This is a genomic window from Exiguobacterium sp. s130 (assembly GCF_018619055.1).
Classification (GTDB): Bacteria; Bacillota; Bacilli; order Exiguobacteriales; family Exiguobacteriaceae; genus Exiguobacterium_A.
Genome location: NZ_JACSNI010000003.1, coordinates 590,960 through 605,177, shown reverse-complemented (window position 1 = coordinate 605,177; position 14,218 = coordinate 590,960). Strand labels below are relative to the sequence as shown.

Below are 14,218 nucleotides of genomic sequence, written 5' to 3'. Positions count from 1 at the left end.
GAGTATGAAAGGAAGCCACGCACCAATGAAAATCACTTGTCGTGATCATACGTTTTTGATCGAGAATCTTCCGCACCAAAGCCTACAGTTAGCGATCAATGAACAACTGATACCACTCCAAAAAATAGAGACAGCCTTTGTGCTATCGATTGATACATTGCTCGATATCTTCAAAAAAAAGAATCATCCTGTTAAATTCGTCGATGAATCTGGAACACCAATCTCGTTCAAACATCTTTCTGAGCCACTAGTCATCGCACCGAATAGTTACATCAAACAAGGGAAACATTCCTACTTCATTTTCATCGACCAAGACGATGAACTCAGTCTGATCTATAACAAAAAACCGTCCATCATGAATTTTTATGATCAAGACGTCCTATTTGAGGGCATCACTCGTCAAGACGACGTCCTTCTATTGAAGTTTTCGTTTCACTCGAAGTATTTCGAAGTGGAACAGCCGAGTTGTTTCATTAAATTCAGACATCTGGAACAAAAAATCACCCTGCCGATTGAACGCTTCAGCGTCACACCAGTTGATGCTCGTCGCTTCAAGACAGAGGTCGAAGCCGTGATCGAACCAGAACTTGTCAATCAATTGCTTGGTGACCAGTATGACTATGAAACCCTTAATGTAAACATCTACGACCTATTGTTTGGCTTTTCGATTCGTGAGATGCCGATTTCTGGTTTTACACCTCGGATTCGCCACTTTAAAAATCACCCAGAACTCTTGAACGATGAGCACTGGTTGCCGTTTAATGAGCAATACGATGTGCTAGTTCGCCCCTATTCAACCGTGTCGGAACGTCTTGCGATGCGTCTAATTCCGGTGCCGGTCGAGACTGTCGAGTATTACACAGACCCTCACCCGTTACTTGGACTGGACCCTAAGAAGAAGACGATTATCTGTTTTGAATATCCGGATAAAGCACAAGATAACGGGATGATTTTCTTCAAGTATCTCGTCGACCAGCATCAGAAGCGCTTCAATATCTTCTACATCATCAGTCGGTCGAGTCCGGACCTCAAAAATCTTGTCGGATATGAGGACCATATCGTGTTCTACAAATCACCAGAGAACATCGAGGTCGTCCAAGCAGCAGACATTCTTTGCCATACGCATTCTTCAAGTTATGCCTTACCGTTCGCTACCTATCACACAGAAGCATTGATGCAAACGAAACAAAAGCTGTTCTTGCAACACGGTGTCATCGGGTCAAAAAATGTCAGTCATCTTTACGGAAAAAAGATGCCGCATCCATTTACCGACTTATTCGTCGTCTCCTCGGAGCGGGAAAAACAACTTATCGCCCGCGATTACGGTTTTCATCCTGACGAAATCATCGTGACGGGTCTCGCCCGATTCGATCAATTGATCACGGAACGATCACGTTGGCTCAAGCGATATAAAAACCGGAAAAAGCTGTTGATCATGCCGACGTGGCGACCGAAACTCGATACGTATCCAGACGAACAGTTCATGGAAAGCGACTACTATCAGGAGTTTCAAGCGTTAATCACGGACGAACGGTTGAAAAACTTAGTGATGGACAACAAATACGAAGTCTCGTTCTATCTTCATCGTAACTTCCAAAAATTTAGCCACTTGTTCCACTCGGACTTCGTCGATGTCATCAGTCAGGATGCGTTCACAGTTAAGGAGCTACTTGAAAATCATCATGTGTTGATCACCGACTATTCGAGTGTCGGTCTCGATTTCTCCTTGATGCATAAAAAGGTCATCTACTACCGTCCATCTGTCTTAGTCGGTGAAGATAACGCCGGCGAATCGACGGATTTGTTACCAGGAGACGTCATCGAAACAAGAGACGCCTTGATGGATTCACTACGCGAATCGAAGATGCCTAAAAAGTTCAAACGTCATCTCAGCCATATCTATGCGTTTGACGATACAAAAGCAAGTAAGCGGATTTTCGAAGCGATGCAACATCATTTTCAGCTATAACAAATGGGTCTGACTCAAAAAAATGGCGCGTCTTTTCACGCCCTTTCCTCAGGCGAAACACAAGCCAGTTTTCCTGCTTCATTTCAGCAGGAAAGCGGGTCTTGTTTGTCTCTGACAGCGCAAATATGCGCTTGTTCCTGTAGGAGTGGCGTATGACGCGTCATTTTTTTACGAGAAAAGAGTGGCAGATCATCATTCTGCCACCCTTTTCTTTGTAGAGACTAACTTTTGAATCAGCCTTTTTTTCATCGACAAAAATTCCAATGAGACCCCGTCGGCAATCTGGGAAGACTGTTTTAACAACTCCCGCTTGACTGGATCAATCCAGTAATACTGAATCCGCTCACCAAACGCAACGTGAACGCAAAGCGTCTCTACATGTTCGCCTGACTCAGTCGTCAATAGTTCGTTCCGCAGAGGGTTCACCTGAATCGGCACCTCACGTCCGGAAACGGCACTAAAGCCATTTAACGAGAGTGTCGAATCGACGGTTAATGGTAATGCTCGCAATAACAATTCGATTGAAAACAGATCAACACTTTCGGTATGAATCGGTAGGACAGACTGCTCATTGCCTCGCGTAATTACGACTGCATCCGCTCGATACAACGCATGCACGGTTTGGACGCCATCTTGGTACTCGACGAATTCGAGTGGCGTATAGTCTTCTGCATCAATCGTCAGGCTGATCGTTCGATTGCCGATTTTTTCTGACACCAATTCTTGCTCCCGTACCAGGATGGATTGATGTGATGTTTTTTCTAACCGAATCGTTTCGTAGGTCTGTCCGATCTGAACCGTTTCTCCTTTTTCTATCCAGTAGACCTGTTTTTCGTCTTGTCCCTCGATGAGGGGATAGGTCGTCCTTTTCCATTTCATATCTTGTTCTCCCTTTTTAAGAATCCGATGGAAGACAGCTAAGGAGTGTGTGGTTTCGTTCCATGCACACTTGACCGATCCCCTCGATTAATTGATGAAAAACGGATGACCGACACGCGGCACGAGGACACCAATCGTATTCGTCTTACCGCGTGAGAGGTTGATCGCATTTCCGTTCGGACTATATTCCAGTCGCTCCATCACGTCTAAGATGATCCGTCGCTTTTTTTGATACATGCTTATGACCGTTTAAGACACGGGATACCGTCGACTTCGAGACGCCCGCTTGTTTAGCGATGTCCGAGATGTTCGCTATGCTGTTCCTCCTTCGTTTGTTCCCATCGTTCTAAGTCGTTTAATGCCTTCGCTACACCGTCCTCGTCATGATCACTGGTGAGGTATGTCGCTCTGCTTTTGACAGACGCTTCAGCGTTTCCCATGACTTCTAAGTTATAGGCACCTGAACGTGTCACGGAACAGATCTTCAGCTGAAGGAGTTGTTGCTCGAGGTGTTCGAGTCGCCATCTGTCAGGTGAGACGAACATGAATTTGATAACATCCAGTTGATCGATTGCGATTTCGTCAACTTCCTCAACACCGTATTGCGTTAATTGAGCCTGAATCGCTTCTTGAAACGCACGATCTCCGCCTTGAAGAGCAGCAAGCGAAAACTGCGGTAACAGGATCTTGTCTTGAAGATAAATATGTATGAATACGTTTGTAGATCGTACGATCTCCCAAATCGTTCGACTGCTAGAACGGTTCAAAAAACACCGTCTACCTTGTCCTACCTCGACCTCTGCCCCATTCGCACCAATGACCGGACAATCCAGTCCGTGTTGCGCTAGAATCCGTCGCGCATCAAAGGCAGCACGCCCGGTGACGATGATGACGACATCTCCTCGTTCCTGCCGTTTCTTGATGGCTGCCTGATTGGCATCCGAAATCCCGTGTTCCTTATTCAATAACGTTCCATCTAAATCAATCGCAAAGCATCGCATTGCGTTTCCTCCTTTTCGTGTCCTCTTGATGCTACAGGCTGAAACGCGTCCCAGTGCAACAAAAAATCTTGAATGAACAGTTCATTCAAGACTTTTACTTTACCCTTTGCTTCAAATGGAGACGTGATGCGCTGTTCGTTGCTTTTGACCATACTCCATCAAAATCGGTCGTTCCGGTGGATTGAGGTTTTCTGGTAGCTGATCGATAGCGAAAAAGCGTAATTCTGCGACTTCTGACGGATCCAGAACGATTTCACCCGTATACGCCGTACACAGAAATGCCGTGATCACATTATAGACTTCATCCCCGTGCGGATACTTATAGTAAAACGCATCACCCGAATAGACGTTTAATAATTCGAGCTGTTCTGCTTCAAGACCGGTTTCTTCCCTTAATTCTCGTTTTGCTGTCTCTACGAGCGTCTCCCCGATCTCAAGCGCTCCACCAGCGAGTCCCCAACAACCGTTATCTTGCCGAAGTTGTAATAAGACTTCTTGTTTATCGTTGACGACGATGACACACGCTCCTGCCATGACGAGCGGTCGTGTGCCGACGAGTTTTCGTAATTCTGTAATGTATCCCATGTCATTCAGTCCTTTTCCATTTAAATCACTCTCGTTCGGACGCGCATCTGTTTGAGCCCCGTCAATAGGAGACACAACAAGATGATGCCCGAAACGAACAGTACGAACATATGAATCGTAAAGAGGGAACGGAAATCGATTACGGCAACATTCTGCTGCACCTCAATCCAACTACTTAGTATGATTCCACTGATTGCAAATAAGATGAGTACGCCGACCTGTCGACGTGTCAGCGAGACATACGTCAAAACGCGCATGCCTTCACGGATCACGAATGGTAGGAGAACGAGGAGTGCTGCGACCGGTAAGATGACCGGGTCACCGCCTTGCTGAATCGGCATCGACCGGGTCAAATAGCCAAACAGAAAAAAGAAACCACATACGAACAACAATAATCCGAACGCGATACTCGCATTCACCGCTTTGTTCATCTTACTTCCCTCACTTTTTAGAATAATGAATTATGAAGAAACGGCACTTTGATGCCATACGCCCGCTGCATCAAGCCGGACTCGATGTCTGCCATCGAGTTCCATCTCGATCGGACTGACCTTCGCCGTCTTCGGTGAGAACAACCATGTCCGACCTTCTGGGACGAGCAAGATATGCGTTCCATCCGCGACCGGTCCGAGGAAGTTGAGTGACGCGCCATTGAGCGGACGTTCCCGTCGCTCGACAACGCCGATTTCTGCTAACTGCTCACCCACTTCAAGCACGTCTTTCACTGTCAGCCTCATCTCACCGATTCCGAGAATGTCGGATACATCAAACGTCAGTTCCGCTTTAGAGGGATTGATTTGATGCCGCGCGATCAGCTCCAAGACATTTTCATCCGGGTCATAAAAATAGCAGGAATGCGAGTCCGTGAAGTCAAAAAAAATCTCGTCCTGTCCATCTTCGATCAAGAGTGGTGTCCGTTCTACGAGCCACGCTTTTCCTTGTTGGAAGGCGTTTTCCGGAATGTTGAACGCCATATGGTATTGCGTATCAACATCGTCAGTCTGTCGATATGTCAGTTGATCGGTACCGATTTGCATCGTAAACGACTCGTTCGTTTCCGAGACGAGCGGGAATCCGATCTGTTTTATGTAAAAATCTTTCATTGCCTGTAGATGCCGTGTCACAAGAGTGGTTTTTGAAATGATCAAGCTGATGACCTTCCTTCAATTGCAGTAAAATTTATCAAAAAGCGATATGCTTTATTTTACCACTAATGGTAAAAACATGACGAATGTAAAGTCTGATTTTTCAGATATATTTATACCTGAGAGGATGTTTTGATGAAATTATTAATCGCCCAACCGAAACGCGAGACCGGGCTCGAGCAATTCGAACGTGAAATCACCGCTTATCCTGAAGTCGACCTGATTGTCTACCCGGAAGGCTATTGTACGGTCGCAGAAATCGAACGCGTGCAACATCTTGCCAAGCAGTTCGAAACAGCCATCGTCCTTGGTTACAAAGATGAAGCGAATCTCGATCGCGCTGTCATCATCGATGCGACCGGGACGATTCTGCTTGATCGCGCCAAAACACCAGAAGCTGGACCGCTTTATACACCATCAACAGCAAACGACGGGTTATTTCGCTATGGATACGTCCTCTGCCGCGAAATCTTCTTAGGAAACGACGGACTACGCGAGGAATCCGGACTTGATCTCATCTTCAACCCGATTGGCGTCGGCATGTTCAGCGAGGAACAGTACGTTGAGTGGTCCGGTGAAGCGCGCATCATCAGTCAGGCGCAACAAGCGCTCATGATCGGAACGAGTCATGCCGATGGTTCGTACCGCAACTGTGGTTTTTCGATTCCGATTGCCTTCATCTATGACGAGACGGGTGAGCCGTTGCTGTTGTCTCATAACGATACGCGGACACGTCTGTTTGATACGGTCACGCGCCACGTCGAAGTCGTCGGGACACCATCTTTATCTTAAACGAACACACGCTTCTTCTGACCGGAAGAAGGGCGACATTCCTTCAGGAGGTGCTCATATGTTTCAAACTGGTCCTGCGTCATTCTTTTGGAAACGATACTTCTATGTCTTCTTTCCTTTATTCATCTTCGGCGTCAGTCACGAATCGTACTTGATCGATAATCCGTTAGCTAACCTTGAGGACATCGGTGAGTTCGTCTTCTTCTTTTGCCTTTATCTGTTTAACTTTGCCGTCCTTGCCGCTCTTTTAACGAATCTGTGGTGGTTCTTCCTTCCGATAAAACCCGCTCATTCCGAAACCGATTTCTGATAGGAAACGAGTGTCGCCCGTTCATTGAGCGGTTGACTGACACCGGTCAATCGATAGCCCATCTTTTCATAGAAATAACAATTGCGTGTCTCTTCGCGAATCGCGTTCGCAGTTCCCGAGTCGCAGCAGTCGGTGGACCTTCATAGAATACGAATTCCGCTTCCGTGCGTTGTTCAATCGATCGTGCGAAGACCTAGTCTTGTTTCCATCTGTTTCGGACACGCTCCTCGCGTTGTTGTACGGTTTCTGCTTGGTTTTGTGACGTCATCTCTTGTTCGCTCCTTTAATCGGTAACTGAGAGAATACAAAAAAAGTCCGCCCCTTTGACAGGGACGGACTTCACCGCGATACCACCCATATTCCGTCGAGAATACTCGTTCTCGACAGCACTTAGTTGCACACTATCATGTGCATTCCATGTAACGGTGGACACCCGGTCACACTTACTGAATGGTTCAGCGTGACTTCTCAGAGAGGATCTTCATGATTGATCTGGCTTCCGGTTCTCAGCAATCCCGGTTTTCTGTAAGGCAGAGGGACAATCATTACTCTTTCTCGTCAACGAAATGATATGCTCTTGTTGTGGAGAATCTTACCATATGCCTTAAACACTGCACAATAACTTTTTACATTTTCTTGCAAAGGAGTTTTTTGAATGTTACATACTTTCCCAACGCTAAAAACGGATCGTCTCGTCTTACGCGAAGTGTTACCCGAAGATGCTACGAGTGTCCTAGCCTATTTATCAGACGAACACGTCGTCAAACAGATGGGACTCGCCGCCTTTCAATCAGAAGCAGACGCGCTTGAAGAGATTGACTGGTATGCCTCGATTCGTCGCGATGGAACGGGTATCCGGTTCGGGATCGCATTACAAGAAGACGATGTCATCATCGGCAGTTGCGGTTTCTTGAATCAAGCGGAACGCCATCAGCGGGCAGAACTTGGGTTTGAGTTGAGCCCTGCCTATCAGGGACAAGGCATCGCGAAGGAAGCAGCGCTTGCGGTCATCGAATATGGCTTTACAGAACTTTCGCTCAACCGGATCGAAGCACTTGTCCTACCAGCAAACACCGCTTCGCAACGATTGCTTGAACGGCTCGGATTCCAACGTGAAGGGTTGCTTCGTCAATATGAGAAAACGCGTGGACAATTCGATGATTTGTATATGTACTCGATATTGCGAAGTGATTGGTTTCAAATTTAATCTATAAAAACATTCCCTTCATTTCAAAATGATTGAAATCTAAAAAGATGATATTGGAATATACTGTTAGGTGTAAGAAATCATTTTTGTCATTTAAGGGGGAACCATCTTGAAGAAATGGATCGCAGCAGGTCTTGTATCATCATTAGCATTCGGTGTCATGCAGACATCAATCGTTGAAGCAAGTTCAACTTCAAAAGAAGTGGCTAAACTGAAAAAGGAAAAAGCAGCACTCCAAAAACAACTAGCCGACGAAAAGAAAAAAACAAAGAAGTCGGAAAACGCCTATAAGACGTTACAAGGACAGCACACGAGCCTCTCAAAGTCTTATAAATCACTTGATACTAAGTACAAGAATCTTCAAATCGAGAACGAAGGGAACAAAAAGAAGATCAAAGAGCTTTCGACTGGGTATCGCCTTCTCGCATCTTCAAAATCACTTGTCACAGACGGAGCAGTCGTAACTGGTAAGTACAAAAATACAGAAAGTTTGTTGATGCTTGGTAAAACGCCATACGTACCATTACAATTGTTAGCAGACCTTTCAGGATTACCTCTAATCGAGACTTCCACCGCTTATGAAGTCGGAACACCACTTTCAGGTACATCACTTTCATCGATCCATATCGCCTCTTCATCGTTTGAATCGATTGAAAAAAATCAATCCATTTTAGCGAATGGTAAACTAAATAATCAAAACGTAATCTTATCAGGGTTCTTCAATGATGAATATGCTACTTTTAGTCTTGATCGAAAATATAAAAAATTATCTGGTCAACTGTCCCTTTTGACTGAACAAGCTTTGACAAAAAGTTCGAGTGACTTGAACTATGCGAGTCCAGAAGATGAAATGACACTTGTATTCTCCGACAATAACGGAAAAGAACTCGGTCGCTATGATGTTGTATATGGCGCGGATGAAATAGACTTTGATATTGATGTCACGGGTGTGGCGAATCTTCGTGTAACTGCAGAAGGAAATAGTACAGTTACTACATTGATTTCACCTGTACTGACAAAATAATAAAAAAAATACCTAGAAGAGATTATTAGTCATCTCATCTAGGTATTTTTTTCATCATTTATGCAATTCTTTGATTCGTTTGTGGGTATCAGTTATTTCTTCTTTAAACAGATAGACATGGGATTGCCCTCAAAAAACAAGATAAATTCATAATAAGCAACACCTAGTGGAGCGAGCTCAATCGCTTTTCGTGCATGGTGCAGCAGGCACATTCCATATAATATAGTAGGTGTACCATCGGAAGTGAAGTCAGTATCGTTGTTCGTCCATGCTTTACTCCTTTCCGTTCCAAACCGCTTCATCGATAAGATCGTGCTTTTACAAATTCAATGATCGGCAACAGTGTCAGTCCGATCGCGAATAAGATGATCAATAACAGATTCGCTGATTCATGTAAAAAGTAATCGAGACAGATGAATCCAAAAATCAGGACAATCAGAATTTTGTAGCTAACGAGCCCGCTCTCCATCGTAATCTTTTCTCCAAGTTCGTCATCAGGTACCGGACGCTCGTCCTCCGTCGTCCGCGCCCACGTAAAATACGAGAAGAACATGATCAACAGAATCGCTAATTGAACAATCGAGAAGAACGTTACGTTGTTTTCGATGAACATACTAATGATGGTAAGACTCGCCACTATCACGAGCGTTACTAAAAATAAAACCGTTTTTTTCTTAGACATCCCATTCCTCCTGTTCTGAAATGAACAGATGATCGACTTGTGTCTGCAAGACTTTGGCGATATTAAACGCTAATTGTAAAGTCGGATCATACTTGTTGTTTTCAATCGCATTAATCGTCTGCCGACTGACCTGACAACGATCAGCCAATTCTTGTTGCGATAATTTTGCCGTTAGACGTCGTTCCTTGATGTGGTTTCTCACGTTCATCCCTCCACGACGTGTCAAATTCTTTTTACATATTTACTGTAATGAACTTCCATCATTATGTCAAAAACTTTTGACATAAAAATCATTAAAAAGACACGCTCTCATAACCAGAACGTGTCGTGTATGATGGCTCAACCTCGTGGTGGAAATGGATCATGACCGTAGGAATCTTTTTCGCGAATCTGCCCTTCTTTGTTATGAATGACGAGCTCTGTCTTCTGACTTTTCGCAATGCGACGCCCTTCTGCAATCGCTTCTTTCTGTGTAGCGAATCGTTTGGTTGCTCGAGTCGCACCGGCAGCTTTCACTTGATAGCCACCTTTTGGATGCGGCGTGACATGTTGCTCTCGTTTCATCACGTGACCTCCATTTCCTTAATCTATTTCACCTACATGACACTATTTTAAAGTGCGGTTGCCTCTTCACTTGAATTTTCTACTAGCTTATCGGGAGATACAGTATACTAAAAGAAACGTTCGCCATCTTGAAAGGGGTTGATATCGTGAATCATTTTGTCTGGCAAGTTCGTTTTTTGCGCTTTATCGTCTTCGGCGTCATCTTCAGTCTGTTCGGCTTAGCTGGACTTGGTATTCCCCTTGTCTGGCATGGTATCATGAAAATTTATTACTCGAACGACCTGGTTACAGTGTTCTATTGACCGCATACCTTATCTTCATCCCGACTCTTTTGATTTTATTCCATGCGCTCCGCATCCTTCGATACATGTCGACGGCTCCTCCAGCTCTTCCGCTCATCACAGCTTCCCTTCAATCGATGAAATTGTCTTTTTATATCGTCGCCATTTTAACGGCATGTCTTTTTCCCGTCTTTTTCTATATCGGTCAGATTGACGACGCACCTGGTGTGATTATCATCGGTATAGGTTTAGTTCTTGCTCCATTGACAATCAGAACACTACTTTCCTGTATTCAGCAATTATTATTACACTATGTGTTGCCTATGAAATCCTAACGTGAACGACCGAAAAACAAGTGCTCATGATTATTTTTTTATTCTAACTGTTGCCTGTTCTATCTAACACTTTATTTAATCCCGCTCTTAAGAGTGGGATTTTTTAGTTCGTGTCACATTGATGGCTGTCCTGATGTCCCTGCTTTAACAGGATTTTTGATTGACAACGTAGACATGTCATCAGACGAAAGCTCGCTTTTTTTGTACTGACTGCGTGTCTTCGTAATTCATTTTCATATACATGTCTTGCTTTGATTCGATGATCGACTTCACTTTCCATCTCGATCCCTCTTCCCTCAATTTGTATTTTTTTATCTACTATTTGCCCTGAATCATTCTTGATAAATCCTTTTTTTAGAAGAAATAGTTTGTCTTCCAGCGGTGGCATAAAAAAATCGTTAAAAGGTCCTGTTTAATATGTATTTTACCGACCGATAAATGAATTATAGATAGAAAATATGAGTTGAGAGGACTAGTTACACGTGAAGAACACAACCAAAAACCATTCCATCCGAACACGCCTTTTAGTAATGATTAGTTTAATTTTGATTGCCTTTTTTGTTTTTAGTAGTCTGGCCTTATACTTCAATACGAAGCAAACTGCGGTTTCAACGCTTAAAGCGACCGCTGAAAAGGATGCTTTACGTATCAGCAAGACATTCGACACGGCGGCTTACAGCGAATTTCTACAATCGCCTATCGCGTCTGAGCAATATGAAACGTTACGAAACGAACTCGATACATTACGTAAGCAAAACGGACTCCTGTATGCATACACAGTACGCATCGACCAAAATAAGGTCCGTTTGCTGATTGACGGTCTCCCCAAAAAAGATGCGGCTAAAATTGATGCGCCAGCAAGCGGTGCAAAAGTCGCGGATATGCAAGATGTTTTAAAAGGCGACACACATGCGACGGACATCATTAATGATCCTGAGAATGGACAGTATATGAGCATCTACGTTCCGTTAAAAGATGCGTCCGGTCAAGTCATCGGTATTCTTGGAACAGACATCGATGCGAAGGAAGTCAATGCGCTTACGACGGATCTATTACAACAAAACGCTCCGATTTTCATCGGGTTAATGCTCCTGCTGTTAACGATCACCCTCGTCTTGCTCTACATCGTGCTCGGTCGAAAATTACGTCCGCTCGAGACGTTACAGAAAGTCGCCGCCTTGATTGCCGACGGACGACTGAATCAGGCGAAACAGACGTTGAGCGATTTGACAATCGCTTCAAAGGACGAAATCTATGTGCTTGCGACCTCGATTCGTGATATGAATGAGATGCTGCGGACGATGATCGTTGATATCAAACAGACAGCCACTCTCGTCTCGACGACGAGTCAATCGATTGATCAAAGTACATCAGAAGTACTCGACGGATCTGAGCAAATCGCTCATACGATGTCGGAAATCGCAACGGGAACTGAAAGTCAGACGCAAGTCACGCTTTCATTGAATGACGAGATGAATCAGTTCGCAGCATTAATCGAGACGACGAATCAGTCTGGTGTCGAAATTCAAGGAACGACGGATCAGATGGCAATACTGACACGAGTCGGACGGGATCAAATGTCTGCTTCTGTCGAACAGATGCGCCACATTCATCAACATGTCACCCAGTCTGCTGAACAGATTGATCTACTGAAACAGCAATCATCGGATATCCAAACGCTCGTTGGCATTATCCGCGGTATTTCCGAGCAGACGAATCTACTTGCCCTCAATGCCGCGATCGAAGCAGCACGGGCTGGCGAACAAGGCAAAGGCTTCGCCGTCGTTGCGACCGAGGTCAAGAATCTCTCAAGTCACGTCGCAAGTAGTGTCAGTGAAATCGCAACAATCGTCACCTCGATTGAAGACAGTGCGCAACAGATGCAACACAGTTTCAAGACGACGGTCGAAGCAACAGCAGCCGGTAAGCAGATCGTCCTTGATACGGATACAACGTTCGAACGGTTGACGGATCAAGTCACGCACGTCTCGTCAGCAACACAGCAGATGACGCAACAGATGGAAGACGTCTTGCAGGCAGAACGATTCATTCGCAATGCCTTAACGGAAATTGCCGCTGTCGCGGAAGAGCATACGGCAAGTAACGAGGAAGTCGCCGCTGCGTCTGAACAGATGATTGCGACGATCACGACGTTGCATACGCTCGTAGGTGATTTAAACGCACGAACGGAACACTTAGAACAAGAAGCCCGTCGCTTCGAGATCTGATATCACATTTGTCATGTTTTGGTTCTCACTTTATACTGGTATGAATATACATATGAAGGAGTCGAACCACATGTCCCAATATGATGTCATCATCGTCGGTGGCGGATCCATGGGAATGGCTGCCGGTTACTATCTTTCTCGAACCAATCAAAAAATCTTACTACTAGACGCCCACAATCCGCCGCATGATCAAGCAAGTCATCACGGGGAGACACGGATCATCCGCCATGCCTATGGTGAAGGGGAAGCTTACGTACCGCTCGCGTTAACTGCGCAACGCTTATAGTACGAGTTGGAACAGATCAGCGGTCGGAGCTTGTTTCTGAACACCGGAGTCTTGAATGCCGGTCAACGCTCGTCCCGTTCGATGCAGACGATCATCAGGAGTGCAGCGCAATACGATTTGCCGCTCGAGGTCCTGACGGCTGAGGAAGTTAGAACCCGCTGGTCCGGCTTAACGATGCCCGACGATTATATCGGTTGTTTTGAACCGACGTCTGGTGTGTTGAAGTGCGAGGATTGTATTGAAGCGTATCGCGATCTTGCTGTCGCAAACGGCGTCGACATCCGGACGAATGCGAAAGTGACGACGCTTACCGCCCACGCAACTGGCGTTGACGTGACCGTCGGAACAGACACCTATTCAGCTGAAGCGTTGATTGTCGCAGCCGGTGCCTGGTCTGGTCCATTGCTCGAACAAACTGGACTCGCCTTACCGCTACGCCCGGTCCGCAAGACGTTCGCCTGGTTCGAAGCAGCGGAAGAGGTATTCAATGACGCGGTGTTCCCTGCCTTTGCCTTTGATACACCCGCCGGTTATTATTACGGTTTTCCAAGTATCGCTCAAGCCGGTCTGAAAATTGGACGCCACGACGGCGGCATTCCCGTTGATCCGAATCAACCATGCCGTTCATTCGGTCAAGAGACGGGTGATCTGGCTGATTTACGACAGTTCACGAATACGTTCATGCCCTCGATCGATACTTTAACTCACGGCAAAACGTGTCTTTATACGATGACGCCAGACGAGGACTTCATCATCGATTTGCACCCGGACTATCCGCACATCGCGATCGCCGCCGGCTTCTCCGGTCACGGGTTCAAGTTCAGTAGCTTAGTTGGAAAAGTACTTAGTGAATTGATCATGGAACGATCGACGACTGAACCAATCGGACCGTTCGCGATTAAGCGTTTTAAACAATTGAACACATGAAAC

The 14,218-nt window shown here is 45.4% G+C and carries 18 protein-coding genes, 1 pseudogene and 1 other annotated feature; of the genes and pseudogenes, 9 read left to right on the top strand and 10 right to left on the bottom strand.

Annotated elements, in window-relative coordinates:
* Positions 1-25: 25 nt before the first annotated feature.
* Positions 26-1,969 (top strand): CDP-glycerol glycerophosphotransferase family protein, encoded by a 1,944-nt coding sequence (locus HZS85_RS10855; protein WP_214855863.1) that lies wholly within the window; start codon positions 26-28, stop codon positions 1,967-1,969.
* Between the two features lie 192 nt (positions 1,970-2,161).
* On the opposite strand, the gene HZS85_RS10850 is transcribed toward HZS85_RS10855, so the two are convergent.
* From HZS85_RS10850 to HZS85_RS10825, 7 genes are all read right to left on the bottom strand, one after another.
* On the bottom strand, positions 2,162-2,848 hold the full coding sequence (locus HZS85_RS10850) for a DUF3108 domain-containing protein (RefSeq protein ID WP_214855860.1): 687 nt from the start codon (positions 2,846-2,848) through the stop codon (positions 2,162-2,164).
* 87 nt (positions 2,849-2,935) lie between these two features.
* Complete coding sequence (locus tag HZS85_RS17015; RefSeq protein ID WP_251137928.1) at positions 2,936-3,085, bottom strand: hypothetical protein; 150 nt, start codon at positions 3,083-3,085, stop codon at positions 2,936-2,938.
* Positions 3,030-3,146 (bottom strand): LacI family DNA-binding transcriptional regulator, encoded by a 117-nt coding sequence (locus HZS85_RS17010; RefSeq protein ID WP_290757193.1) that lies wholly within the window; start codon positions 3,144-3,146, stop codon positions 3,030-3,032. The genes HZS85_RS17015 and HZS85_RS17010 overlap by 56 nt, the downstream gene beginning before the upstream one ends.
* Positions 3,139-3,849, bottom strand: coding sequence for an HAD-IIB family hydrolase (locus HZS85_RS10840; protein ID WP_214855857.1), 711 nt, complete (start codon positions 3,847-3,849; stop codon positions 3,139-3,141). Before HZS85_RS10840 ends, HZS85_RS17010 begins: the two co-directional genes overlap by 8 nt.
* Positions 3,850-3,960: 111 nt before the next feature.
* Complete coding sequence (locus HZS85_RS10835; protein WP_214855854.1) at positions 3,961-4,434, bottom strand: NUDIX hydrolase; 474 nt, start codon at positions 4,432-4,434, stop codon at positions 3,961-3,963.
* Positions 4,435-4,454: 20 nt separating this feature from the next.
* Positions 4,455-4,865, bottom strand: coding sequence for a hypothetical protein (locus HZS85_RS10830; RefSeq protein ID WP_214855851.1), 411 nt, complete (start codon positions 4,863-4,865; stop codon positions 4,455-4,457).
* A gap of 30 nt (positions 4,866-4,895) precedes the next feature.
* The gene (locus HZS85_RS10825; protein WP_214855848.1) at positions 4,896-5,582 is read right to left on the bottom strand and encodes a VOC family protein; all 687 of its coding nucleotides are present in this window, start codon (positions 5,580-5,582) and stop codon (positions 4,896-4,898) included.
* Between the two features lie 132 nt (positions 5,583-5,714).
* Between HZS85_RS10825 and HZS85_RS10820 the strand changes: the two genes are divergently transcribed.
* The 4 genes from HZS85_RS10820 to HZS85_RS10805 all read left to right on the top strand — a co-directional run bounded on the left by HZS85_RS10820 (position 5,715) and on the right by HZS85_RS10805 (position 8,912).
* Positions 5,715-6,371, top strand: coding sequence for a carbon-nitrogen hydrolase family protein (locus HZS85_RS10820; protein WP_214855844.1), 657 nt, complete (start codon positions 5,715-5,717; stop codon positions 6,369-6,371).
* Between the two features lie 58 nt (positions 6,372-6,429).
* Positions 6,430-6,681 (top strand): hypothetical protein, encoded by a 252-nt coding sequence (locus tag HZS85_RS10815; RefSeq protein ID WP_214855841.1) that lies wholly within the window; start codon positions 6,430-6,432, stop codon positions 6,679-6,681.
* Positions 6,682-7,006: 325 nt separating this feature from the next.
* Positions 7,007-7,252: a binding site (T-box leader), on the bottom strand.
* A gap of 84 nt (positions 7,253-7,336) precedes the next feature.
* Positions 7,337-7,888 carry a GNAT family N-acetyltransferase gene (locus tag HZS85_RS10810; protein WP_214855839.1) on the top strand — a complete coding sequence of 184 codons (552 nt, stop codon included), beginning with the start codon at positions 7,337-7,339 and terminating at the stop codon, positions 7,886-7,888.
* A gap of 109 nt (positions 7,889-7,997) precedes the next feature.
* The gene (locus tag HZS85_RS10805) at positions 7,998-8,912 is read left to right on the top strand and encodes a hypothetical protein (protein WP_214855837.1); all 915 of its coding nucleotides are present in this window, start codon (positions 7,998-8,000) and stop codon (positions 8,910-8,912) included.
* 298 nt (positions 8,913-9,210) lie between these two features.
* On the opposite strand, the gene HZS85_RS10800 is transcribed toward HZS85_RS10805, so the two are convergent.
* The 3 genes from HZS85_RS10800 to HZS85_RS10790 all read right to left on the bottom strand — a co-directional run bounded on the left by HZS85_RS10800 (position 9,211) and on the right by HZS85_RS10790 (position 10,158).
* The gene (locus tag HZS85_RS10800; RefSeq protein ID WP_214855835.1) at positions 9,211-9,594 is read right to left on the bottom strand and encodes a hypothetical protein; all 384 of its coding nucleotides are present in this window, start codon (positions 9,592-9,594) and stop codon (positions 9,211-9,213) included.
* The gene (locus HZS85_RS10795; RefSeq protein ID WP_290757080.1) at positions 9,587-9,796 is read right to left on the bottom strand and encodes a helix-turn-helix transcriptional regulator; all 210 of its coding nucleotides are present in this window, start codon (positions 9,794-9,796) and stop codon (positions 9,587-9,589) included. Before HZS85_RS10795 ends, HZS85_RS10800 begins: the two co-directional genes overlap by 8 nt.
* Positions 9,797-9,933: 137 nt before the next feature.
* Positions 9,934-10,158, bottom strand: coding sequence for a DUF2188 domain-containing protein (locus HZS85_RS10790; RefSeq protein WP_029341445.1), 225 nt, complete (start codon positions 10,156-10,158; stop codon positions 9,934-9,936).
* Positions 10,159-10,304: 146 nt separating this feature from the next.
* Here HZS85_RS10790 and HZS85_RS10785 point away from each other — a divergent pair, with 146 nt between their 5' ends.
* The 4 genes and pseudogenes from HZS85_RS10785 (at position 10,305) to solA (ending at position 14,215) form a co-directional block, all read left to right on the top strand.
* Entirely contained in the window at positions 10,305-10,460 is a 156-nt protein-coding gene (locus HZS85_RS10785) for a hypothetical protein (protein WP_214855833.1), read from the top strand.
* Positions 10,457-10,774: a DUF2975 domain-containing protein gene (locus tag HZS85_RS16960; RefSeq protein WP_353048870.1), complete on the top strand. Its 318-nt coding sequence runs from the start codon at positions 10,457-10,459 to the stop codon at positions 10,772-10,774. The genes HZS85_RS10785 and HZS85_RS16960 overlap by 4 nt, the downstream gene beginning before the upstream one ends.
* 482 nt (positions 10,775-11,256) lie before the next feature.
* Positions 11,257-13,002 carry a methyl-accepting chemotaxis protein gene (locus tag HZS85_RS10780; RefSeq protein ID WP_353048869.1) on the top strand — a complete coding sequence of 582 codons (1,746 nt, stop codon included), beginning with the start codon at positions 11,257-11,259 and terminating at the stop codon, positions 13,000-13,002.
* Positions 13,003-13,015: 13 nt separating this feature from the next.
* Positions 13,016-14,215 (top strand): annotated as a pseudogene (gene solA, locus HZS85_RS10775) (N-methyl-L-tryptophan oxidase).
* Positions 14,216-14,218 lie beyond the last annotated feature (3 nt).

Bases quoted from the DNA above. Each gene is read 5' to 3' on its own strand.
- HZS85_RS10810 (WP_214855839.1), top strand. From the start codon at position 7,337: ATGTTACATACTTTCCCAACGCTAAAAACGGATCGTCTCGTCTTACGC.
- HZS85_RS10850 (WP_214855860.1), bottom strand. From the start codon at position 2,848: ATGAAATGGAAAAGGACGACCTATCCCCTCATCGAGGGACAAGACGAA.
- HZS85_RS10835 (WP_214855854.1), bottom strand. From the start codon at position 4,434: ATGGGATACATTACAGAATTACGAAAACTCGTCGGCACACGACCGCTC.
- HZS85_RS10815 (WP_214855841.1), top strand. From the start codon at position 6,430: ATGTTTCAAACTGGTCCTGCGTCATTCTTTTGGAAACGATACTTCTAT.
- HZS85_RS10830 (WP_214855851.1), bottom strand. From the start codon at position 4,865: ATGAACAAAGCGGTGAATGCGAGTATCGCGTTCGGATTATTGTTGTTC.
- HZS85_RS10790 (WP_029341445.1), bottom strand. From the start codon at position 10,158: ATGAAACGAGAGCAACATGTCACGCCGCATCCAAAAGGTGGCTATCAA.
- HZS85_RS17015 (WP_251137928.1), bottom strand. From the start codon at position 3,085: ATGTATCAAAAAAAGCGACGGATCATCTTAGACGTGATGGAGCGACTG.
- HZS85_RS10820 (WP_214855844.1), top strand. From the start codon at position 5,715: ATGAAATTATTAATCGCCCAACCGAAACGCGAGACCGGGCTCGAGCAA.
- HZS85_RS10855 (WP_214855863.1), top strand. From the start codon at position 26: ATGAAAATCACTTGTCGTGATCATACGTTTTTGATCGAGAATCTTCCG.
- HZS85_RS10800 (WP_214855835.1), bottom strand. From the start codon at position 9,594: ATGTCTAAGAAAAAAACGGTTTTATTTTTAGTAACGCTCGTGATAGTG.
- HZS85_RS10840 (WP_214855857.1), bottom strand. From the start codon at position 3,849: ATGCGATGCTTTGCGATTGATTTAGATGGAACGTTATTGAATAAGGAA.